We start from the raw sequence: 20,845 nt of genomic DNA, 5'->3' as shown, positions 1-20,845 counted from the left end.
GCGCCCTACTTTCCGTCCAGCAACCGGTCCCGCGCGGCGTTGAGCTGCGCGGCCAAGCCAGCCGTGCCGCCCTTGTCCGGGTGGGCCATGCGGATCAGGCGCGAATAGGCGGCCTGGATTTCGGCCTTGGACGCTTGCGGCCCGACACCAAGAATCGCCCTCGCCTCGGCCAGGCTCGGCCCGCCCTCGGTCCGCCGGGCCTTGGAGACCGCCGGGCGCTGGCGAGCGGTCGTGGCGCTCCAGGCGCCGATCACCAGCAGCACGATGCAGACCGGCCACTCGCTGCGCACGCCGGCATAGGCCGCGCCCGCGAAGGCCAGCAGCGCGGTTATGCCCGCGCCGATCCGCCAGCCGTCGCCCTTCAAGACGCGGGTGGCGCGGCCCGACAGGACGAACAGCAGGATCGCGCCGCCCAGCAGCAGATAAAACATGAAGCGTGAATCCCGGCGCCGGCCCTTGCGTTATTGGGCGGCGAGCAGAGTTTCCCCGGAATAGGCCGAAAGGCCAAGGGCGTGCATCAGGGCCCGCAGTTCCTGGCGGGCGGCCAGGTGCTGCAGCGACACCGGAACCGGGCGCACCTGAGGCGACAGGTCGGCGATGGTCAGGCCGAACGGGAACAGCTCGCGATAGATGACCCGGTCGCGCAGGCCAGGGCCCATGCGGAAGCCGACCCGCTTGGACAGGGCCGTCAGCCGGTCCTCGACGCGCTTGCGGTTTCGAGCCTCGGTGGTGGCCAGGCGGTTGCGCAGCACCACCCAGTCCAGGGCCTGGCGCTGGCCCGACAGGGCGCGGGCCTTGCGGGCCTCCCAGACGGTCAGCGAATAGAGGCTGGGCTTCTGCAGTTCCATCGTCACCGGATCGACATGGCCCAGCATGTCGAAGTCGACGAAGCTGTCGTTCATCGGGGTGACGATCAGGTCGGCCAGGCCGTGGGCCATGCGCGAGATGGCGGTATCGCCGCCGGGGGTGTCGATCAGCACGAAGTCGGCGGCCTCGCGCGCGGCGACGAAGGCGGCCTCGAACTTGGCCACCTGGTCGGCTTCCGGCGCGGCGGCCAGGGCGACGTCGTCGTCGCTGAGCCGGAACGGCAGCGGCTCGGGCAGGGTCACGCCGTTGCCGGCCACCCAGGCCTTGCGGTTCTCGAAGAACCGCATCGAGGTGCATTGGCGCAGGTCGAGATCCAGCAGCGCGATCTTGGCGCCGCCATAGAGCAGCGCCGTGGCGAGATGGACGGCGATGGTGGACTTGCCCGCCCCGCCCTTCTCGTTGCCGACGACGATGACACGCGTTTCGGCCATGCCTTCTTTCCTTCTTTTCGCCCGACTCGGCGACTCTCAATGAAAGATTAACATGCAGGAGACGCCCTGAGAGGACGCCACGTCAATCCCGGGGTCGCTTCCCTGTGGACCCATTGTCGCAGGTGGACGCCTGGGCGTGCGTCCGTCATAAGCCAACGCCTGTTCGAGGCAGGAGTTCGCCGTGGCGAAATCGACGCTGAAAATCGTCCGCACCGTCGCCGACCTGCGGGCCCAGGTCGCCGCCTGGAAGGCCGCCGGCGAGCGCGTGGCGCTGATCCCGACCATGGGCGCCCTGCACGAGGGCCACCTGTCGCTGATCCAGCTCGGCCAAGTCCAGGCGCGGCGAACCGTGGCCAGCGTCTTCGTCAACCCCAAGCAGTTCGCCCCACACGAGGACTTCGACTCCTATCCGCGCGGCGAGGCCCGGGACGCCGAGCTGCTGGCCGAGGTCGGTTGCGACCTGATGTTCGCGCCGGACGTTTCGGAAATGTACGCCCCTGGGTTCTCGACCACGGTCAACCTGACCGGCGTCTCCGAGCCGCTGGAGGGCGCGGCCCGTCCGCAGTTCTTCGGCGGGGTGGCCACGGTCGTGACCAAGCTGCTGCTGCAATCCCAGGCTGACGTCGCGATCTTCGGCGAGAAGGACTACCAGCAACTCCAGGTCATCAAGCGGGTGGTCCGGGACCTTGACATCCCGGTCGAGATCGTCGGAGCCCCCACCGCCCGGGCGACGGACGGCCTGGCCCTGTCCTCGCGCAACGCCTATCTCAGCGCTGAGGAGCGCGCCGCCGCCGTCGCCCTGCCGAACGCGATCAAGGCCGCCGCAGAGGCCGTCGCCGCGGGCGGGCGAATCGACGAAGCCGAGGAAACCGCCAAGGCCGCCATCCTCGCCGCCGGCTTCCGCCAGGTGGACTATGTCGATATCCGCGAGGCGAGCGACCTGTCGCGCCTGGGCCCAGGTCCGATCGGTCAAGCCGACGGCCGCATCCTGGTGGCGGCCTGGCTGGGCAGGACGCGGCTGATCGACAACATGGCGGTCTAGCTCAAGAACCCGCTCATCCCGGCGAATGCCGGGACCCAGATCCTATGGCGTTGCGCCTGATGGGATGAACTCAGAGCTAGAGGAACCCGTCTCCCAGCTATCCCATCTGGGTCCCGGCATTCGCCGGGATGAGCGGATTATGGGGTGATCACCACGCCCCAAGCTCCCGCAACTGGCGCGCCAAGTCGGCCGGCATTTCGGCCGCCTCGGCTTCGGTCAGGTCCGGCGGGATGTCTTCGTGCTTGAGATAGCGCCAGCCTTGGAACGGCCGCCGAGGGGTAGGCGCGACGCGGACGATGGTCGGATCGACCGTCACCTCGCAGCGCGAGGCCTGGCCCTCGCCCACCGTGTCGATCCGGAGGATCGTCTGGCGGCACAGGATCTGGCCCTTCATCACGCGGTACAGCGACCCGCCGTCCAGCACCTCGTCGACGCGCTTGGGCGTCATGCGGGTGTGCATGATCCACGGGCGGTCGGCCTCGGCGTGCCAGGCGACGAGTTCGTCGATGTTGTCGCAGCCGACGACCAGCTTGATGATGTGCAGGGGCATGGCGGCCTACTTAGGCGACCGGCTCCAGCTTCGCCAGCACCACGCCTTCGCTGACCTGGCCGCCGGCCACGGCCGACAGCTCGGCGACGACGCCGTCGAACGGCGCGGCCAGGGCGTGCTCCATCTTCATGGCCTCCAGGGTCAGCAGGGTCTGGCCCTTGACCACCGCCTGGCCGGCCTCGACGGCCACCGAGACGATCTTGCCCGGCATCGGCGACAGGATCGCCCCGTCCGAGGCCGCCGCATGAGCGCCGCCGGCCTGGTAGGTGAAGTCGAACTCGCGGACGTCGCCGCCTTCGAACACGTAGAGCGGATCGCCGCCGAACGCCGAGGGCAGCACGTCCACATCGTCCAGCGGCCGGCCGTCCTCGACCGTGATGTCCCACGACCAGTCGTCGCCGGTTCCCCCCGCCAGAGCCACGCGCAGCGGCATGGCCTTGCCGTCCACCGCGAGCGGCAGCTTCATCGCCGCCCGGGGCGCGTTCATCCGGAAGCCCAGCAGGCGCGACGGCGCGCTGGCCCAGACGTCGGCCCTGGGCTGGTCGGCCTCCATGAACGCCTCCAGTCGCTGGCCGATGGCCGCCAGGGTCGGAGCGTCGGAGAAGGTCCGCTGGGTCAGGTCCTCCAGCCGCGCCTCGATGAAGCCCGTGTCCACCGCCCCGCCGACGAAGTCGGGGTCGCTGGCGCAGCGGGCCAGGAAGGCGGCGTTGGTCTTGACCGGCCAGACCTCGACCAGGCGGCAGGCCTCGGCCAGGCGAACGGCGGCGTCCTCGCGATCGACGCCGTGGGCGATCAGCTTGGCGATCATCGGGTCGTAGAACGGGGTCACCTCACCGCCCTCCTCCACCGCGCTGTCCACCCGCACGTCGCCCTCGGGCAGGCGGAAATGGGTCAGGGGACCGGTCGAGGGCAGGAAGCCCGTGGCCGGGTTCTCGGCGTAAAGCCGCGCCTCCATGGCCCAACCGTCGATCTCGATCTCGTCCTGGGCCAGCGGCAGGGGCTCGCCCGAGGCGACCAGCAGCTGCCACTCGACCAGGTCCTGACCGGTGATCATCTCGGTGACCGGATGCTCGACCTGCAGCCGGGTGTTCATCTCCATGAACCAGATGCGGTCGGCGCGCAGGCCCTCGCTGGCGTCGGCGATGAACTCCACCGTGCCCGCCCCGACATAGCCCACGGCCTGGGCCGCCTTGACCGCCGCCCCGCAGACGGCCGCGCGGGTCGCCTCGTCCATGCCGGGGGCCGGAGCCTCCTCGATGACCTTCTGGTGGCGGCGCTGCAGCGAGCAGTCGCGCTCGAACAGGTGGACGATATTGCCGTGGCTGTCGCCGAACACCTGCACCTCGATGTGGCGCGGACGAGTGACGTATTTTTCCAGCAGCACCCGGTCGTCGCCGAAACTGGCCGAGGCCTCGCGCTGGCACGAGGCCAGCAGGGCGGCGAAGTCCTCGGCCCTGTCGACCTTGCGCATGCCCTTGCCGCCGCCGCCGGCCACGGCCTTGATCAGCACCGGGAAGCCGATCTTGGCCGCCTCGGCCGCCAGGCGTTCGACCGACTGGTCCTCGCCCAGATAGCCGGGGGTGGTCGGCACGCCCGCCGCGATCATTACCTTCTTGGCCGCGTCCTTCAGGCCCATGGCGCGGATGGCCGAGGGCGGCGGGCCGATCCAGACCAGGCCCGCGTCGATCACCGCCTGGGCGAAGTCGGCGTTCTCGGACAGGAAGCCGTAGCCCGGGTGGATCGCCTCGGCGCCGGTCTGGCGGGCGGCGGCCAGGATCTTCTCGGGGACCAGGTAGCTCTCGCGGGCCGGGGCCGGACCGATCAGGATGGCGACATCGGCCTCCATCACGAACGGCGCCTGCGCGTCCGCCTCGGAATAGACCGCGATTGTCCGCACGCCCAGCTCGCGGGCGGTGCGGATGATCCGACGGGCGATTTCGCCGCGATTGGCGATGAGGACAGACGAGATCAAGACGATATTCCTAGATCTGGGCCAGAGCCAGAAGCGCCAGGCCGACGAGCAGGAGGGAGAAGGAAAACACGGTGGCCCACCAGACGATCAGCGTCTTGAGCGCCGCACCCACGATGCTGGACCCGTAGGCGCCCCGCAGCGTCTGGAACAGGTTCACGGGCGTCCAGAGCACCAGGAGCCCGAACCACCAGGTCTTGGCGGCGTCGGGTAGGACCAGGCCCAGGGCGTTGGTGAGGAACGCGAAGGACAGCAGGTTCATCGCCACCAGCAGGTGGTCGTAGATGAAGAACTTGGGCTTGTTGCGATAGACCAGGGCCAGGGCCAGGCCGACGATCGGCAGCAGCAACACCGCCATGCGATGGCCCCAGGTGAACAGCACCAACACGTAGAATTCGGGGTTCTCTCGAGCCTTGGCGATGCTTTCCTTTAGCCAGCCGCCGCTCCAGCGGAGAGCCTTGGACGGATCGTGCCCCTTGGCCGCGGCTTCCTTGAGCGCGGCTTGAGCTTCGGGCGGCATGGCCCCGGTCTCGACGTGGCCGTCGTCGTGGATCGTCACCGCCGGGACCTCGCCGTTCAGCGACAGGTTCCGAATCCGCGCCGCGTCGGCCTTGCGGGCCTCCTCAGGGGTCAGTCCCACGCCTTCGGGCAGCTTGCCGGCGGCGATCTGGTCGGCCTTGGCGACGGCTTCGGCGTAGTCGGTCTGGGCCTTGGCCACGCCTTCCTGATAGTCGGCGCGCGCCTTGGCGGCGCCGCGTTCATAGCGCTCCAGGACCTTGGCCCGCTCCTCGTCGGGGTCTTTCAGCTCCTCGTCGCGATCCTTGGCGGCCTCGGCCAGGGTCGCGTCACGATCCGTCGCCGCTTCCTTCAGGCTGGCGTCACGGTCCTTGACGGCTTCGGCGCGCAGGCGGGCGGCCTCGGCGGCCCGGCCCTGCGGCGTAGCCAGGGCCTCGGCGCGCTTGTGGGCCTCTTCCTCGGCGTGGTGCTGGGCCGAATGGATGGCGTGCTCGGCCGCGAAGATGAACAGCAGCAGGGCCACCAGGAAGGTGCGGAACGGCGGCACGTGCCGCACGATCCGGCCTTCCATGTAGTCCTTGGCCAGGCCGCCCGGTTTCAGGAACAGGGCCGGCAGGGTCAGGGCCAGGCGGCCGTCGAGGTGGAACATCCCCTCGATCGCCTCCCAGATCAGGTGGCCGATCGAGCGATGGTGGGTGTCGGCGTTCTGGCCGCAGGCGTGGCAGTAAGGGCCTTCAAGCGTGGTCTGGCAGTTGGCGCACGGCTTTCCGACGCCTTCGAAGGCGTGCTTCCTGCGTCGCTTGAAGAACTCGCTGAACGAGTCCGCCGCCGCTGCTTCCATTTCGCCCGTCATATGGCCCCCTGCTCGACTCTAGATGGTCCAGCCGGGTTTACGGCGTTCGAGGAACGCGCGCACGCCTTCTTGGCCTTCGTCGGACACGCGGCGGCGGGCGATGCGTCTTGCCGTCTCGTCGAGCAGGCCGCGGTCGATCTTCTGGCCGACGAAGTCGTTGACCAGGGCCTTGGCGTCGCCGATGGCGCCGGGGGCGCACAGCGCGACCTCCTCGACCAGGGCGTCCTGGGCGGCGACCAGCCCGGCCGCGTCGTCGAACACCTCGTCGACCAGACCGTAGCTCCAGGCCTGGTCGGCGTCGAACACCCGGCCGGTGGCGAACAGCAACTTGGCGGTGCGCGGGCCCAGGGCGGCGATCACATAGGGGCTGATGGTGGCGGGGGTCAGGCCCAGCTTGACCTCCGAGAAGGCGAACTTGGCGTCGGCCGTGGCCAGGGCATGGTCGCAGGCGGCGACCAGGCCGGCGCCGCCGCCGAAGGCCGGGCCCTCGACCAGGGCCACGGTCAGGGCCGGGATGTCGTGCAGGGCCTTGAGCATATGGGCCAGGCCGAGCGCGTCGTCGCGGTTGTCGTCCTCGCTCCAGTCCGCGGCGGCCTTCATCCACTCCAGGTCGGCGCCGGCGCTGAACGCCCCGCCCACCCCGCGCAGGAAGACGATCCGCACGCCTTCCGCTCCATGCAGGGTCTCGAACGCCTGGTGCAGGGCCGCGATGGTCGCCGCGTCGAAGGCGTTCTTCCTGGCCGGACGGTTGATCCAGACGGTGACCGCGCCCTCCGGCGTGGAGTCCAGGTGGACGAGCGGGGTCATGGCGTCGGTGTCGGGAACCTCGACGATCGGGTCGGCGATGGGGTTGGTCATGGCTTCCACTTTCTTGGTCCGCCCTCGTCCTTCGACAGGCTCAGGATGAGGGCTACTCCGACATTTGAATTCCTCATCCTGAGCTTGTCGAAGGACGAGGGCCGCCATTGATCACATCCGGAAGACGCCGAACGTCGTCTCCGGGATCGGAGCGTTCAGCGAAGCCGAGATCGCCAGGCCCAGCACGTCACGGGTCTGGGCCGGGTCGATGATGCCGTCGTCCCACAGCCGGGCGGTGGCGTGGTAGGGGTCGCCCTCGGCCTCGTAGCGGGCGCGGATCGGGGCCTTGAAGGCCTCCTCGTCCTCGGCCGCCCAGGTCTCGCCCTTGGCCTCCATCCCGTCGCGCTTGATCGTCGACAGCACGCTGGCCGCCTGCTCGCCGCCCATCACGCTGATGCGGCTGTTGGGCCAGGTGAACAGGAAGCGCGGGCTGTAGGCGCGGCCGCACATGCCGTAGTTGCCGGCCCCGAAGCTGCCGCCGATCAGCACCGTGAACTTCGGAACCTCGGCCGAAGCGACCGCGGTGACCAGCTTGGCGCCGTCCTTGGCGATGCCGCCGGCCTCGTACTTGCCGCCGACCATGAAGCCCGAGATGTTCTGCAGGAAGACCAGCGGGATCTTGCGCTTGCAAGCCAGCTCGATGAAGTGCGCGCCCTTCACGGCGCTTTCGCTGAACAGCACGCCGTTGTTGGCCAGGATGGCCACGGGCTGGCCCCAGATGCGGGCGAAGCCGCAGACCAGGGTCGTGCCGTACAGCGCCTTGAACTCGTCGAACGCGCTGCCGTCCACGATGCGGGCGATCACCTCGCGCACGTCGTAGGGCGCGCGCACGTCGGTGGGCACGACGCCGTACAGGTCCTCGGCGTCGAACAGCGGCGGCTTGGCGTCGCGGATCTCGGTCTCGACCCGTTTGGTGGTGTTGAGGTTGGCGACGATCGAGCGGACGATCTCCAGCGCATGCTCGTCGTCATTGGCCACGTGGTCGACGACGCCCGAACGGCGGCCGTGGGTGTCGGCCCCGCCCAGTTCCTCGGCGCTGATCACCTCGCCGGTGGCGGCCTTCACCAGCGGCGGGCCGGCCAGGAAGATGGTGCCCTGGTCGCGGACGATCACCGTCTCGTCGCTCATGGCCGGCACATAGGCGCCGCCGGCGGTGCACGAGCCCATGACGCAGGCGATCTGGGCGATACCCGCCGCGCTCATCCGGGCCTGGTTGAAGAAGATCCGACCGAAATGATCGCGGTCGGGGAACACCTCGGCCTGGTGCGGCAGGTTCGCCCCGCCGCTATCCACCAGATAGACGCACGGCAGGCGGTTCTGCTGGGCGATTTCCTGGGCCCGCAGGTGCTTCTTCACCGTCATCGGGAAATAGGCCCCGCCCTTCACCGTGGCGTCATTGGCGACGATCATCACCTCGCGGCCCGACACCCGACCTATGCCGGTGATCAGGCCCGCGCCCGGCGCCTCACCGTTATAGAGGTCGCAGGCGGCCAGCTGGCCGATCTCCAGGAACGGCGAGCCGGAGTCCAGCAGGCGCTCGACCCGCTGGCGCGGCAGCAGCTTGCCGCGCGACGTGTGGCGTGTCCGGGCGCTCTCGGGACCGCCCAGGGCCGCCTGCGCGACCCTTTCGCGCAGGGTCTCCACGAGGGCGCGGTTGTGCGCGGCGTTTTTGGCGAAGGTCTCGCCGTTCTTGTCGATACCCGTGTTCATCTTCGGCATTATCGAGGCATAGCCTTTTCCGTTTCCCACCGAAAGCCGCAGTTTTTGACCTTCGTTGGCCAAGGTCGGCGGTTCAAGTTAGCGTCCACCCGTGGTCACCCTGCCCGACTTCATGGCCGACACGGCCCTCGCCCGGCTCTTCGCGCAAGAACACCGCGAAGGCGACGCCGCCTGGTTCTCGCTACCGGGCGGCGCGACACTGTACGCGCCCGGCGAGGCGGCGGACTATCTCTACTTCCTGCGCACCGGTCGGTTGGGCGCTTTCCGCCGGGAGGAAGGCCAGGAGCCGCAGTTCCTGGGGGTGATCCGCCCTGGCGAACCGGCCGGCGAGATGGCGATGATCGCCGGCTCGGCCCATTCGGCCAACCTGGTGGCGCTGCGCGATTCGGAAGTCCTGGCCTTACCCCGCGCCGCCTTCTTCGAGGCCGTCGAGCGCGATCCGGACGTGATGATCGAACTGTCGCGGCTGATGATCCGCCGGGCCCGCAACGCCGGCGCCCACGCCTCGATCGGCGACCCATCGGTGTTCGGCTTCATCGCGGTCGAACCCGGCAAGGCGATCCGGTCGATCGTCGAGCGCATCGCCCACGCCATCGCGGCCCTGGGCTACTCGGTCACCGTCGAGGGGGCGGCCTCGCTGCTGGCCCCGACCGAATGGTTCAGCACGGTCGAGCGCCAGCACGACTTCGTGCTGTATGTCGCCGAGGCCGACGAGACCGCCTGGAAACATGTCGTCGGCCGGCAGGTGGACCGGTTGTTCCGCGTCGGCCTGGGCGATCGCAAGCCGCCCGCCATGATCCCGACCTACGCGTCCGGCCCACTGCAGGACCAGCGGCTGGTCGACCTGATCCTGCTGCAGCCGGCCAAGGTCACCCACCCCAAGGGCTCGGGCGAATGGCTGAACGCCACCCAGGCCGCGCGGCTGTTCCATGTGCGCGAGAACGGCATGGCCGACGTGCAGCGCCTGGCGCGGGTGCTGACCGGCCAGTCGGTGGGCCTGGTGCTGTCGGGCGGCGGCGCACGGGCCTACGCCCATATCGGCGCCATCCAGGCCCTGCGCGAGCGCGGCGTGCCGATCGACTTCGTGGGCGGCGCCTCGATGGGCGCGGTCGTCGCCGCGGGCCTGGCCATGGGCTGGGACGACGGCGAGATGGAAACCCGCATCCGCAAGGCCTTCGTCGACACCAGCCCGCTGGACGACATCGCCTTTCCCCTGGTGGCCATGACCCAGGGCCTGAAGGTCAAGGCGCGGCTGGCCGAGCATTTCGACGACATCGAGATCGCCGACCTTTGGCTGCCGTTCTTCTGCGTGTCTTCGAACCTGACGTCGGGCGCATACCACCTGCACCGCCAGGGCGTGCTGCGCGAGGCCCTGCGGGCCTCGATCTCGCTGCCCGGCGTGCTGCCGCCGGTGGCGGACGGCAATTCGGTGCTGGTCGACGGGGCGGTGATGAAGAACTTCCCGGCCGACGTGATGCGCGCCTTCCAGCTTGGACCGATTGTCGGGGTAGACGTCACCCGCGGCCGCAGCATCACCGCCGACGACGTCGACCGCCCGACCTCGCTGTGGCGGTGGCTGTGGTCGGGCGAGTGGCGCAAGGGTCCGCCGATCGTGGCGCTGCTGATGCGGGCCGCCACCGTCTCGACGGGCCGTGACCTGGCGGCCAGCCGCGAGGCCTCGGACGTGCTGATCACCCCCAAGCTCAACGAGGTCGATATCCGCGACTGGAAGGCCTTCGAGCCCGCGGTCGCCGCGGGACGCGCGGCCGCGGCCCTGGCCCTGGACAGCCTGGGCAAGCCGGTGACCGAACTGCGGCGCCGCTCCAGCCTGGCCGACCTGGCCCGGGCCGAGGTCAATAGCGGCGGGCGATCACGAACAGCCGGCTGAACGGAAACAGCGTGACCCCGTCGTCACGGCGCGGATAGTCGACCGCCAGCCGCTCGCGCCAGGCCGCCAGGAACGCCGCCTGCTCGTCCGGATCGGCCAGAGCCTCCAGATACGGCCGCAGGCTGGTCCCCGAGGTCCAGTCGACGATCGGGTCATCGCCGCCGAGGGCATGGACATAGGTCGTCACCCAGACGTCGAGATCCTGGCTCAGCGGCGACAGCCAGTCGTGATAGGCCCGCGGATCGACGCCGGAGCGCACCCGCTCGACATCGGCCAGCCGCGCGGCCCAGGGCCCGTCCAGGGCCGTCTCGCGCAGGCTGCGCCGCCAGCCGTCGTCGGCCACCACCGGGATCTGGCAGGCCAGGACCCCGCCCGGCGCCAGCAGGCTCATCAGGCGGGGGAACAGCGTCTCGTGGCCGTCCACCCACTGCAGGGCGGCGTTGGTGAAGATCAGGTCGGGCGGGACCTGGGGCGCGAAGGTCGCGATGTCGCCCAGCGCCCACTCAATGTCGGCCCGCATGGCCCGGCCTCGCGCCAGCATCTCCGGGCTGGAGTCCAGGCCGTGCACCCGGGCGCCGGGATGGCGGCTGGCCAGCAGGGCCGCGTGCTCTCCCGTCCCGCAGCCCAGGTCCCAGATCTCGCGTGGCTGCAGGTCGCGGGGGATCTGCAGCATCAGGTCCAGGGCCGGGCGGTCGCGATAGGCCTTGTAGCGCTGGTAGACGTCGGGATCCCAGACCGGCATGCGGCCCTCCGTGAAAGAACTGCGACAATCGGTCCGTCCATTTGGCCCGATCCGTCGCTTTTGTCGCATGGGGGAAGCGGCGCCGAGCGCCTATTCTTTGGTCAAGGCGTGGAAATTCAAGGCGCCGCAGGATGGAAACAAACGTGAAGCGCCCCGCCGCCACCGCTGTCGCCCTCGCCGCCGACCCTTCGGCCGTGACCCTGTATCGCCTGGGCCTGCTAGGCGTGAACCTTGGTCTTTGGACCCTCATCGTCGTGATCGTGCGGGCCCTCTAGCCTGATCCGACGATGCGGCCCCGGGTCGCGCATGCCCCCCTTGCGCGACCCGGACTGCCCCTCTTCTCGTCTCCGCTTGCCCTTCAAAGAAGCCTTTGCGAGCCGCGACGTCCGGTCGCGACATTGCCCCCTTTGCAGGATGGCCGATCGGCGCCCATATTCGTCTTGTGTTGTTCAACAACTGAAAGGAGGTGACCAGTGTCTCATTGTCTCCAACCGCGGTCGCAAGTCGTGACCTGGGGCCTGAAGATCGAGGTCTCCAACTGAAGGCGTTGAACGCCTAAGGTTTGAAGTCACGCCGCGACGCGGCTACGACGATGGAGGGCCGTCCCGAGCGATCGGGGCGGCCCTTACATTTTACTGCTCCCCCTCTAGGGAGCTGTCGCGAAGCGACTGAGGGGGAGCGATCGGGCGACGGGCGATCCTCGATCGGCTCCAAACTCCCCCCACCGATCGCTGCGCGATCGCCTCCCCCACAGGGGGAGGGTCTATATCGGACGCTACGCCCCCACCAGCTCCCGCCCGATCAGGAACCGCCGGATTTCGTTGGTGCCCGCGCCGATGTCGTAGAGCTTGGCGTCGCGCAGCAGGCGCTCGACCGGCCACTCCTTGGTGTAGCCCGCGCCGCCCAGGGCCTGGATGGCCTCCAGCGAGACCTTCACCGCGTTCTCCGACGCCATCAGGATGGCGCCCGCCGCATCGAACCGCGTGGTCCTGCCCGCATCGCAGGCCCGCGCCACGGCGTAGACATAGGCCCGCGCGGAGTTCAGGGCCACGTACATGTCGGCCACCTTGCCCTGCATCAGCTGGAACGAGCCGATCGCCTGTCCGAACTGCTTGCGCTCGCGGACATAGGGCAGCACCACGTCCAGACACGCCTGCATGATGCCCAGCGGCCCCGCCGACAGCACAGCCCGCTCGTAGTCCAGGCCGCTCATCAGCACCCCGACCCCGCCGCCCACCGCACCCAGGACGTTCTCCTCCGGCACCTCGCAGTCCTCGAACACCAGCTCGGCGGTGTCGGAACCCCGCATGCCCATCTTGTCGAGCTTCTTGCTGACGCTGAAGCCCTTCATACCCTTCTCGATCAGGAAGGCGGTGATCCGGCGATCGTCGGTCTTGGCGTACACGACCAGGGTGTCGGCGTGCGGCGCGTTGGTGATCCAGAACTTGGTGCCGTTCAGCACGTAGCGATCGCCGACCGGCTCGGCCTTCAGCTTCATCGACACCACGTCCGAGCCCGACCCCGCCTCGCTCATGGCCAGCGAGCCGACGTGCTCGCCGCTGATCAGCTTGGGCAGGTAGCGCTGCTTCTGTTCGGGCGTGGCCCAGCGGCGGATCTGGTTGACGCAGAGGTTGGAGTGGGCGCCGTAGCTGAGCCCCACCGAGGCCGAGGCGCGGCTCACCTCCTCCATGGCGATCACGTGCTCGAGATAGCCCAGGCCCAGGCCGCCGAACTCTTCCTCCACCGTAATGCCATGCAGGCCCAGGTCGCCCATCGGGACCCACAGCTCGCGCGGGAAGGTGTTGGTCTCGTCGATGCGGGCGGCGATCGGCGCGATGCGGTCGGCCGCGAAGCGGGCGGTGGTGTCACGGATCGCGTCGGCCGTCTCGCCCAGCGCGAAGTCCATCGAGGGTGCGGTTTGGTTGCTCATGACCCTCTGCATAGCACAAACGCCCGCGGATCAAGCAGACCCGCGGGCGTTCATGCTCACGATGATCGCGATCGCGGTCTAGTCTTCGTCCTGCGGCCCGGGGTCGCCCAATCGGCGCATCAGCAGATAGGTCGCGGTGGCGAAGCAGATCATGCCGACCACGCTGGCGCTCCAGCCGAAGATCTTGACCAGCGACAAGCCCTCGCCGGCCCCGACGCTGAGGTTCCACAGGATGCCGCCGCCGAACAGGGCCAGGCCCAGCAGGCCCAGGACGACCAGCAGGCTGACGCTGCCGAAGGCGTGCGGCTGCACATGGGAGAAGGCGACGTCCTGGGCCTCCAGCTCGACCGGGCCGCTGGTCGAGAAACCGCCCAGATTGAACAGCGAACCGCTGGGCGCCGGACGCGCGGTTTCGAACAGGCTTGGCTCGGGGGTCGGGGCGGCGGGCTCGACGGCCGGATCCTCCGGCGTCAGCTGGAACGGCGCGGCGATCGGCGGAGCCGCCGCCAGCGGCTCCGGGGTCGCGTAAACGAACGGCGACGGCGCCGCCGCGGGAACGGGCGGGTCCGGCAGGACCAGGTCCTGGGCCGGCGCGGCGATCGCCGTCGACGGGGCGGCCTCGTCCGGCAGGATCGCCTCCAGGCGCGCCCCGACCGCGGCGGCGGCCTGTTCGCTGGCGCTGGGTCCGGCGCCGGGCAATCCCGGGACGGACGAGCCGTCGTCGCGCAAGGCCACGGCCCTGTCGCCGGTGAGGGCGGTGGTGATCGCCACTGGCGCCTGGCTGGGCACCAGCTTGCTGGCGTCGTGGTCGATCCTGGGCCGCAGCACCGAGCTGGGCGCGGCCACCCAGGCGCCGTCCAGTGGGGTCAGGAACAGGGCCTTCTCAGCCGAGCGGCGGCGGACCAGGGCGTCGACGACGATGCGCTCGCCCTCGAAGTCGGCCTTGCGCCACATCTCCATCTCGCAGGCCGCCTGCAGCAGCGCGCCCTCGTTGAGGCGGCGCAGCACGGCCGAGCGGACGAAGTTTTCCGTGCCGATGTTGAAGGCGAAGCAGACCAGGGCGTCGAACTGGTTCTGGTTCAGCGACGTATAGACGTTCTCGTTGACCGCGTGGGCGACGGTGATCAGGTCGTAAAGCAGCAGGGCTTCGGCGTCCTGTTCCGAGACGGAGGCGCCGGCGCGCGCGGTCAGGGTGTGGCCATAGCCCAGCGTCCAGCGCCCGTCCGGCAGTTGGGCGGCTTTCATCCGGTAACCCTCGAACCTCTTGATGAGATCGACGGCGGCGCGGGAGACCTGATAGCGCGGTTTCATCGCCAAGACTGACCCAGTTTGATACAGACGCGGATGCGTTCGGGGCACGCGGCGCAAGATGGGCGCCGTTGGGGGCCTGTCCCACCCCCGACTTCAGCGATTTGCCATTCCGGACACGGAGCGCGGCGCGAAGGGGGCGGACCGACGCGCCTCGGGCGAGGCGCGATGCCGGCCCAGCCTACCGCAATAGCAGGGCCGCGATCGTCAGCACGGCGAAGAAGCCCATGAAGTCCGTCAGGAAGGTCACGAAGATCGACGAGGAGACCGCCGGGTCGCGGCCCATCTTCTCCAGGGCCAGCGGCGCCAGGATGCCCCCCAGCGCCGCGGTGACGATGTTGGCCACCAGAGCCAGGCCCACCGTGATCGCCAGCTTGGCGTTGTGGTAGAACACGAAGGTCGCCATGCCCATCACCACGGCCAGGACCAGGCCGTTCATCGCCCCGACCGACAGCTCGCGAACGATGATCCGGCGGGCGTTGGCGGCGTTCAGTTCCTTGCTGGCCAGGGCGCGGACGGCCACGGCCAGGGTCTGGGTGCCGGCGTTGCCGCCCAGGGACGAGACGATCGGCATCAGCACCGCCAGCGCCACCAGCTTGGCGATCTGGTCCTGGAAGATGGCGATGGCGCTGACGGCGATGGTCTCGGTGACCAGGTTCAGCAGCAGCCAGGGCAGGCGCGAGCGGACGATGTCGTTGACCGTCGCGTCGCGGCCGGTGTCGCTGACGCCGGCCAGGGCCAGGATGTCCTCCTGGGCCTCCTCGCGGATGACGCCGACGATGTCGTCGACCGTGATCTGGCCCACCAGCCGGCCGCCGGGCTCGATGACCGGGGCGCTGATCAGGTGGTACTTGTCGAAGATGTAGGCGACTTCTTCCTGGTCCATGTCGACGGCGATCTCGGTCACCGGCTCCATGATCTCGGCCAGGGGGGTCTCGCGCTTGTTGGTCAGCAGCTGGCTGATCGGCAGGGCGCCGACCGGGGTGAAGCTGGGATCGACCACATAGACGTCGAAGAACAGCTCCGGCAGGCGGTCGCCGGCCTCGCGGACGTGGTCGATCGTCTGGCCCACCGTCCAGAACTGCGGCGCGGCCAGGAACTCGCGCTGCATCAGGCGGCCGGCGGTCTCGTCCTCATAGGCCAGGGTCGTCTCGATGGCCGCGCGGTCGCCCTCGTCCATGGCGGCCAACACCTGGGCGCGCTTGCCCTCGTCCAGGTCGTCGATGACGTCGGCGGCGTCGTCGGAGTCCAGCTCCTCCAGCGCCTTGGCCAGGGTGGCGGACGGCGTGGCCTCCAGCACCTCTTCGCGCAGGTTGTCGTCCAGCTCGGCGATGATCTCGCCCAGCCATTCCGGGTCCAGAACCGGGATCACCTCTTCGCGATAGCCGGCCGACAGAAAGCCCATCAGGTCGGCGACGTCGGCCGGATCCAGGGCGTGGACCAGCTCGCGCAGACGCCCGGTGTCGCCGCGGTCGGCCGCGTCGATGACCATTTCCACATATTCGGGATTGAGCGCGTAGTCGTCGCCCAGCGCGAGGTCTTCCAGATCCTCGACGGCTTCGGGCTCGGGGATGACCAGGTTGTGGCGCGGATCGTCTGTCAGGTCGGTTGTTTCCCGGGACATGGGGACCTCCTGAGTTCTGAAGACGTGCGTCCTGCGCGTGACCTAAGGCTGCGAAGGGTCAAGCCCTTCCCCGGAAATGGTTAGAGCGCCCCTGGCGAGTCGGAAACCGATTTCGCCGGAAGCGCTCTATCCGTTGTCTCACCTGGTGCGGTCGAGAAGACTCGAACTTCCACGGGTTGCCCCACAGCGACCTCAACGCTGCGCGTCTACCAATTCCGCCACGACCGCTCGTGGTGAGGCGCGGCAGGTAGCAAACTGAGTCCGATTTGGAAAGAGCGGAGTTTGCCTGCCGCGAAAAGCGCACGGTCACGCGTCGGGCTTGGCCGGCCGCAGCAGCTGTTCCTCGGCGTCGGGATAGGTCCTGAGAACAAGGCCCTTGCGCGTGAAGCGGCCGACCACATGCAGGGTGTCCGGCGGATTGCTGTCCATCCGATAGTCGAAGGTGATCGTGTCGCCCTTGATCACGGCCGGCGACCTGAGCGGCTCGGGCGGACACTCGCCTTCGCAGATCCGCGCCAGGACATAGGGCCTGGGGCCGTCGAACACCTCGACCCTGGCGCCGACGATATCGCCGGTCTCCTCGATCGAGGTGATGTTGTCCCAGACGCCGGTATGGGTCTTTGGGGCCTGCACGCCGGCTGTCAGGGCCAGGGCCAACACACTGGTCAGCATCGCCGCCTTGCGTAGCATTCGATCTCCTCCGGTCCGTGGAAGAGGATGTCTCACGCGTTCGACGGCGACGGCAAGCGCCTCAGGTCCCGCCAGCCATGTAGTCGTAGACGTCGGCGGCGCGGGTCACCTGGATGGCGATGCGGTCGTCGCTGATCTGGATCTCGCCGCGGGCGATGGGGTGGTTGTTGGCCAGGATCCAGACCTCGTCATTGGTCTTGGCGTCCAGCGGGATCACCGCGCCGCGGCCCATGCGCAGCAGCTGCTGCATTGGCAGGATCGAGCGCCCCAGCAGGACGGAGATCTCGACATTGACGGCGTTGACCTGGCTCACGAAGTAAGGCCCCTGGATTTCACTCGCGACCGCGACTGGTCGCGGCTCTCGGACTGCAAGACTAAGGCCGCATGCTTGATCGCCCGTTAAACCTTGAAAACTCGGCGCTTCCGGTCTTGGGAGCGCCCGACGGCGCGCCCGTGGGGTGGGCGGTTTCGACCGGGTACGTTCCCTACCCGGCAGCCGTTGCCGCCATGGAGGCCCGCGCGGCCGCCATCGCTGACGGGACCGCCGGCGAGTTGATCTGGCTGCTGGAGCATCCGCCGCTCTATACGGCCGGCGTGTCGTCCAAGCCGGCCGACCTGATCGCCCCCGATCGTTTCCCGGTGTTCGAGAGCGGCCGCGGCGGCCAGTTCACCTATCACGGTCCGGGCCAGCGCGTGGCCTACGTCATGCTGGACCTGACCCGGCGCGGCCGCGACGTGCGGGCTTTCGTCGCGGCGCTGGAGACCTGGATCATTGATGCCCTGGCCGTCTTCAACGTGACCGGCGAGATGCGCGAAGGCCGGGTCGGGGTCTGGGTCGAGCGCAAGGGGCCCGGCTGGTCGCGCGAGGACAAGATCGCCGCGATCGGCGTCAAGCTGCGCCGCTGGGTCAGCTTCCACGGGATCAGCCTGAACGTCGAGCCTGACCTGGAGCACTTCAGCGGCATCGTGCCGTGCGGCCAGGTCGAGCATGGCGTGACCAGCCTGGTCGACCTGGGCCTGCCGGTGACCATGGACGAGGCCGACGAAGCCCTGCGCGCGGCGTTCACGCGGGTGTTCGGGCCGGTCGAGGGTGCGCCTCCCCTCCTCTAGCCCCTGCGTCCTTCGAGGCCCGCTGCGCGGGCGCCTCAGGATGAGGAGCTATGTTGCTGAATTCCTCATCCTGAGGTGCGAGCCCTTGGGGCGAGCCTCGAGGGACGCACGGTGTTTCAAGCCGCCGTCGCTGGCTTCAGCGGGTTGGGTCCATAGCGGTTGGCGCCCTGCTCGCCCGGCATGACGCCCAGCTCGACGATCGCCCAGACCAGGACCCCGGCGAACAGGAAGTCCAGGAAGTGTTTGGGCGTGGGCCAGACCGCGATCAGCGACATCAGCACCAGCGCCGCCCACCAGCCCGACCGGCCGCGGTCATGCAGGCGCTTGGACAGCACGCAGGCGCCGCAGAACACCAGGGCCGGATAGACCAGCCAGCCGGTCAGCCAATGCAGGGCGTCGGGCAGGCTGGCGTCATAGAGGACCGCCACGCCGAGCAGCACCCCGGCGACCATCAGGGAAGGGCCGCGCGCCGTCCGGCCCGAGGCCGACAGGAACAGGTCCCACCACTCCGCGCGTTCGTTCATTCAGCCAGGGCCCCAGACGTCTCGCACGAACCTAAGCCGCGTCGCGGCCGGACGGAAGGGCCGGCGCCTAGGCGAAGACCTGGGCCAGTTCACTGTCAGTGTCGCCGCCGACGCCCTTGGGCGACTTGCCATAGCGGTTGGGGCCTTGGGTGCCGTCCAGGAAGCCCAGCTCGATGCCCCCCCAGATCCAGCCGACGACCGGGACCAGCCAGAAGAAGGCCACCCAGCCGCCGCCCTTGTCGCGGTCATGGCAGCGCTTTAGCGCCAGGGCGAGTCCGACCCAGAACTGGGGAATGTACAGCAGGTACTGAAGGACCGTCGAAGGGCCGTTGTTCCTTTCCCAATCGCCGAAGATCGCGAAAGACAGCAAGGTGATCACGGCCACGACCAGGCTGGTCCCGATGTTGATCAGCCAGTAGTCCCGACGGCGCAGCCGCCCGTCGAAGCCGAAAATCTTGTGCGTCAGCGTCATCGAATCCCCCAGGCTCAACCTTGGGAAAGATGATCACGTCTAGCCGAACTCCACCAGGATCTCGTCGGCGGCGACGGGGTCGCCGGGCTTGGCGTTGACGGTCTTGACCAGGCCGTCGCGCTCGGCGCGGATGATGTTCTGCATCTTCTCATGGCTTCGAGCACGCAGACGACCTCGCCCTCGCGGACCTGCTGGCCGGGGGCGACGTCCATGCTGACCACCAGGCCGGGCATGGGCGAGAGCACCAGCTTGGAGGTGTCGGCGGCCTGCTTTTCGGGCAGCTTGTCGTGCAGTTCGGCGCTGCGGGGCGTCAGGACCAGCACCCGGGCCTTGGCGGCGCGGTGGCGGATCACAAACCCCTCGGCGGCCGGGGCGACCTGGACGGTGAAGGCCTGGCCGTCCAGCTTGCCCCCAAGCACGCCCTTGAACACCGGCTGGCCCGGCCGCCAGTCGACGGTCTCCAGGACCAGGGTCCGGCCTTCGTCGAGCAGCTCGACGCTCAGGCCGGGGGCCTGGTCCGACAGCCGGACCCGGCGCTTGGCGGGTCCGACGGCGACGACCCACTCGTCGCGCACCGGTCCGCTCAGCCCCGCCCGGGTCGAGCGGGCCCGGGCGGAACCGCTCCTGGTCCATCACCGCGGCCAGGAACGGGATGTTGTGGGCCGGGCCCTCGATGTGGAAGTCCTCCAGCGCCCGGCCCATGGCGTCGATCGCCGCCAGCCGCGTGGGGGCCCAGGCGCACAGCTTGGAGATCATCGGGTCGTAGTACATCGAGATCTCGTCGCCCTCGCGCACGCCGGCGTCGTTGCGGATCGTGAAGCCATCCTGCTCGCCCTCCGCCGGCGGGGCGTAGCGCACCAGCCGGCCGATGCTGGGCAGGAACTTGCGGTAGGGGTCCTCGGCGTAGATCCGGCTCTCGATCGCCCAGCCGTTGATCTTCAGGTCTGGCTGGGCGAAGGCCAGCGGCTCGCCCCAGGCGCTGCGGATCATCTGCTCGACCAGGTCTAGGCCGGTGATCAGCTCTGTGACCGGGTGCTCGACCTGCAGGCGGGTGTTCATCTCCAGGAAGTAGAAGCTCTTGTCCTGGCCGGCCACGAACTCCACCGTGCCGGCGCTGTCATAGNGTGACCGGGTGCTCGACCTGCAGGCGGGTGTTCATCTCCAGGAAGTAGAAGCTCTTGTCCTGGCCGGCCACGAACTCCACCGTGCCGGCGCTGTCATAGTTGACCGCTTTTGCCAAAGCGACGGCCTGGGCCCCCATGGCCGCCCGGGTGGCTTCGTCCAGCAGCGGGCTGGGCGCCTCCTCGATGACCTTCTGGTTGCGGCGCTGGATCGAGCATTCGCGCTCGAACAGGTGGACGACATGGCCGTGCTTGTCGCCCAGCACCTGGATCTCGATGTGGCGCGGGCTTTGGATGAACTTCTCGATGAAGATGCGATCGTCGCCGAACGCCCCGGCCGCTTCAGCCCGCACGGCCGGAAAGCCCTCCTCGACGTCCTGGCGGCTCCAGGCCACGCGGATGCCCTTGCCGCCGCCGCGCCGAACGCCCCGGCCGCTTCAGCCCGCACGGCCGGAAAGCCCTCCTCGACGTCCTGGCGGCTCCAGGCCACGCGGATGCCCTTGCCGCCGCCGCCGGCGCTGGCCTTGATCATCACCGGATAGCCGATCTCCTCGGCGATCTTCACCGCGTGGGCGGCGTCGGCGATCTCGCCGATATGGCCGGGCACGCAACTGACCCCGGCGGCCTGGGC

At 69.1% G+C, this 20,845-nt stretch carries 19 protein-coding genes, 1 tRNA gene and 3 pseudogenes; 5 read left to right on the top strand and 18 right to left on the bottom strand.

Translation table 11 applies throughout. From position 1 onward, the window contains the following. Positions 1 to 5 precede the first annotated feature (5 nt). Positions 6 to 431 carry a DnaJ domain-containing protein gene (locus tag ASD47_RS05575; protein WP_056752785.1) on the bottom strand — a complete coding sequence of 142 codons (426 nt, stop codon included), beginning with the start codon at positions 429 to 431 and terminating at the stop codon, positions 6 to 8. 30 nt (positions 432 to 461) lie between these two features. Continuing rightward, entirely contained in the window at positions 462 to 1,298 is an 837-nt protein-coding gene (locus ASD47_RS05570; RefSeq protein WP_056752781.1) for a division plane positioning ATPase MipZ, read from the bottom strand. A gap of 196 nt (positions 1,299 to 1,494) precedes the next feature. Between ASD47_RS05570 and panC the strand changes: the two genes are divergently transcribed. Then, complete coding sequence (gene panC / locus ASD47_RS05565) at positions 1,495 to 2,340, top strand: pantoate--beta-alanine ligase (protein WP_369800255.1); 846 nt, start codon at positions 1,495 to 1,497, stop codon at positions 2,338 to 2,340. A 148-nt stretch (positions 2,341 to 2,488) separates the two neighbouring features. On the opposite strand, the gene ASD47_RS05560 is transcribed toward panC, so the two are convergent. The 5 genes from ASD47_RS05560 to ASD47_RS05540 all read right to left on the bottom strand — a co-directional run bounded on the left by ASD47_RS05560 (position 2,489) and on the right by ASD47_RS05540 (position 8,805). Next, positions 2,489 to 2,890, bottom strand: coding sequence for a DUF1489 family protein (locus tag ASD47_RS05560; protein WP_056752774.1), 402 nt, complete (start codon positions 2,888 to 2,890; stop codon positions 2,489 to 2,491). A gap of 10 nt (positions 2,891 to 2,900) precedes the next feature. Further along, complete coding sequence (locus ASD47_RS05555) at positions 2,901 to 4,862, bottom strand: acetyl/propionyl/methylcrotonyl-CoA carboxylase subunit alpha (RefSeq protein WP_056752772.1); 1,962 nt, start codon at positions 4,860 to 4,862, stop codon at positions 2,901 to 2,903. 10 nt (positions 4,863 to 4,872) lie between these two features. Then, positions 4,873 to 6,228, bottom strand: a complete 1,356-nt coding sequence (locus tag ASD47_RS05550) for a DUF3667 domain-containing protein (protein ID WP_056752771.1) — start codon at positions 6,226 to 6,228, stop codon at positions 4,873 to 4,875. An 18-nt stretch (positions 6,229 to 6,246) separates the two neighbouring features. Next, on the bottom strand, positions 6,247 to 7,086 hold the full coding sequence (locus ASD47_RS05545) for an enoyl-CoA hydratase-related protein (protein WP_056752768.1): 840 nt from the start codon (positions 7,084 to 7,086) through the stop codon (positions 6,247 to 6,249). Positions 7,087 to 7,197: 111 nt separating this feature from the next. Further along, positions 7,198 to 8,805 (bottom strand): carboxyl transferase domain-containing protein, encoded by a 1,608-nt coding sequence (locus ASD47_RS05540; protein ID WP_056752764.1) that lies wholly within the window; start codon positions 8,803 to 8,805, stop codon positions 7,198 to 7,200. Positions 8,806 to 8,917: 112 nt separating this feature from the next. Here ASD47_RS05540 and ASD47_RS05535 point away from each other — a divergent pair, with 112 nt between their 5' ends. Continuing rightward, the gene (locus tag ASD47_RS05535; RefSeq protein WP_082564481.1) at positions 8,918 to 10,693 is read left to right on the top strand and encodes a patatin-like phospholipase family protein; all 1,776 of its coding nucleotides are present in this window, start codon (positions 8,918 to 8,920) and stop codon (positions 10,691 to 10,693) included. Here ASD47_RS05535 and ASD47_RS05530 read toward each other — a convergent pair. Further along, positions 10,659 to 11,435 (bottom strand): methyltransferase domain-containing protein, encoded by a 777-nt coding sequence (locus ASD47_RS05530; RefSeq protein ID WP_056752755.1) that lies wholly within the window; start codon positions 11,433 to 11,435, stop codon positions 10,659 to 10,661. The genes ASD47_RS05535 and ASD47_RS05530 overlap by 35 nt on opposite strands. A 143-nt stretch (positions 11,436 to 11,578) precedes the next feature. On the opposite strand from ASD47_RS05530, the gene ASD47_RS27910 reads away from it, so the two are divergent. Together ASD47_RS27910 and ASD47_RS28120 are read left to right on the top strand one after the other, a co-directional pair. After that, a complete protein-coding gene (locus tag ASD47_RS27910) occupies positions 11,579 to 11,710 on the top strand; it encodes a hypothetical protein (protein ID WP_255355500.1) in 132 nt (43 codons plus the stop codon). A 181-nt stretch (positions 11,711 to 11,891) separates the two neighbouring features. After that, positions 11,892 to 11,977: pseudogene (locus ASD47_RS28120) on the top strand (hypothetical protein). A 233-nt stretch (positions 11,978 to 12,210) separates the two neighbouring features. On the opposite strand, the gene ASD47_RS05525 reads toward ASD47_RS28120, so the two are convergent. The 6 genes from ASD47_RS05525 to ASD47_RS05500 all read right to left on the bottom strand — a co-directional run bounded on the left by ASD47_RS05525 (position 12,211) and on the right by ASD47_RS05500 (position 17,318). Beyond that, complete coding sequence (locus tag ASD47_RS05525; protein ID WP_056752752.1) at positions 12,211 to 13,365, bottom strand: isovaleryl-CoA dehydrogenase; 1,155 nt, start codon at positions 13,363 to 13,365, stop codon at positions 12,211 to 12,213. Between the two features lie 78 nt (positions 13,366 to 13,443). Next, on the bottom strand, positions 13,444 to 14,676 hold the full coding sequence (spmX, locus tag ASD47_RS05520) for a lysozyme-family localization factor SpmX (RefSeq protein ID WP_056752751.1): 1,233 nt from the start codon (positions 14,674 to 14,676) through the stop codon (positions 13,444 to 13,446). Positions 14,677 to 14,854: 178 nt separating this feature from the next. Next, on the bottom strand, positions 14,855 to 16,297 hold the full coding sequence (gene mgtE / locus ASD47_RS05515) for a magnesium transporter (protein WP_056752748.1): 1,443 nt from the start codon (positions 16,295 to 16,297) through the stop codon (positions 14,855 to 14,857). Between the two features lie 143 nt (positions 16,298 to 16,440). Next, a tRNA-Leu gene (locus ASD47_RS05510) sits at positions 16,441 to 16,525 on the bottom strand. A 78-nt stretch (positions 16,526 to 16,603) separates the two neighbouring features. Next, positions 16,604 to 16,987 (bottom strand): hypothetical protein, encoded by a 384-nt coding sequence (locus ASD47_RS05505; protein ID WP_056752745.1) that lies wholly within the window; start codon positions 16,985 to 16,987, stop codon positions 16,604 to 16,606. A 61-nt stretch (positions 16,988 to 17,048) separates the two neighbouring features. Then, positions 17,049 to 17,318 (bottom strand): FliM/FliN family flagellar motor switch protein, encoded by a 270-nt coding sequence (locus ASD47_RS05500; protein WP_132096345.1) that lies wholly within the window; start codon positions 17,316 to 17,318, stop codon positions 17,049 to 17,051. Between the two features lie 53 nt (positions 17,319 to 17,371). Between ASD47_RS05500 and lipB the strand changes: the two genes are divergently transcribed. Further along, the gene (lipB, locus tag ASD47_RS05495) at positions 17,372 to 18,097 is read left to right on the top strand and encodes a lipoyl(octanoyl) transferase LipB (RefSeq protein WP_056752742.1); all 726 of its coding nucleotides are present in this window, start codon (positions 17,372 to 17,374) and stop codon (positions 18,095 to 18,097) included. A 116-nt stretch (positions 18,098 to 18,213) separates the two neighbouring features. Here lipB and ASD47_RS05490 read toward each other — a convergent pair whose 3' ends face one another. The 4 genes and pseudogenes from ASD47_RS05490 to ASD47_RS27425 all read right to left on the bottom strand — a co-directional run. Next, positions 18,214 to 18,621, bottom strand: coding sequence for a DUF805 domain-containing protein (locus ASD47_RS05490; RefSeq protein WP_056752738.1), 408 nt, complete (start codon positions 18,619 to 18,621; stop codon positions 18,214 to 18,216). Between the two features lie 67 nt (positions 18,622 to 18,688). Then, entirely contained in the window at positions 18,689 to 19,093 is a 405-nt protein-coding gene (locus ASD47_RS05485) for a DUF805 domain-containing protein (protein ID WP_056752736.1), read from the bottom strand. Positions 19,094 to 19,132: 39 nt separating this feature from the next. After that, a pseudogene (locus ASD47_RS27430) lies at positions 19,133 to 20,197 on the bottom strand (biotin/lipoyl-containing protein). A gap of 20 nt (positions 20,198 to 20,217) precedes the next feature. Beyond that, positions 20,218 to 20,845 (bottom strand): annotated as a pseudogene (locus tag ASD47_RS27425) (hypothetical protein); the annotation flags it as partial.

This window comes from Caulobacter sp. Root1472 (assembly GCF_001426985.1).
Lineage (GTDB): Bacteria > Pseudomonadota > Alphaproteobacteria > Caulobacterales > Caulobacteraceae > Caulobacter > Caulobacter rhizosphaerae.
Note: the sequence above shows the minus strand (reverse complement) of the source record. Positions and strands in the feature narration are given on the sequence as shown.

Bases quoted from the DNA above. Each gene is read 5' to 3' on its own strand.
- ASD47_RS05575 (WP_056752785.1), bottom strand. From the start codon at position 431: ATGTTTTATCTGCTGCTGGGCGGCGCGATCCTGCTGTTCGTCCTGTCG.
- lipB (WP_056752742.1), top strand. From the start codon at position 17,372: ATGCTTGATCGCCCGTTAAACCTTGAAAACTCGGCGCTTCCGGTCTTG.
- ASD47_RS05550 (WP_056752771.1), bottom strand. From the start codon at position 6,228: ATGACGGGCGAAATGGAAGCAGCGGCGGCGGACTCGTTCAGCGAGTTC.
- ASD47_RS05490 (WP_056752738.1), bottom strand. From the start codon at position 18,621: ATGAACGAACGCGCGGAGTGGTGGGACCTGTTCCTGTCGGCCTCGGGC.
- ASD47_RS05560 (WP_056752774.1), bottom strand. From the start codon at position 2,890: ATGCCCCTGCACATCATCAAGCTGGTCGTCGGCTGCGACAACATCGAC.
- ASD47_RS05540 (WP_056752764.1), bottom strand. From the start codon at position 8,805: ATGCCGAAGATGAACACGGGTATCGACAAGAACGGCGAGACCTTCGCC.
- ASD47_RS05525 (WP_056752752.1), bottom strand. From the start codon at position 13,365: ATGAGCAACCAAACCGCACCCTCGATGGACTTCGCGCTGGGCGAGACG.
- ASD47_RS05570 (WP_056752781.1), bottom strand. From the start codon at position 1,298: ATGGCCGAAACGCGTGTCATCGTCGTCGGCAACGAGAAGGGCGGGGCG.
- ASD47_RS05545 (WP_056752768.1), bottom strand. From the start codon at position 7,086: ATGACCAACCCCATCGCCGACCCGATCGTCGAGGTTCCCGACACCGAC.
- ASD47_RS05535 (WP_082564481.1), top strand. From the start codon at position 8,918: ATGGCCGACACGGCCCTCGCCCGGCTCTTCGCGCAAGAACACCGCGAA.
- mgtE (WP_056752748.1), bottom strand. From the start codon at position 16,297: ATGTCCCGGGAAACAACCGACCTGACAGACGATCCGCGCCACAACCTG.
- spmX (WP_056752751.1), bottom strand. From the start codon at position 14,676: ATGAAACCGCGCTATCAGGTCTCCCGCGCCGCCGTCGATCTCATCAAG.
- ASD47_RS05530 (WP_056752755.1), bottom strand. From the start codon at position 11,435: ATGCCGGTCTGGGATCCCGACGTCTACCAGCGCTACAAGGCCTATCGC.
- ASD47_RS05505 (WP_056752745.1), bottom strand. From the start codon at position 16,987: ATGCTACGCAAGGCGGCGATGCTGACCAGTGTGTTGGCCCTGGCCCTG.
- ASD47_RS05485 (WP_056752736.1), bottom strand. From the start codon at position 19,093: ATGACGCTGACGCACAAGATTTTCGGCTTCGACGGGCGGCTGCGCCGT.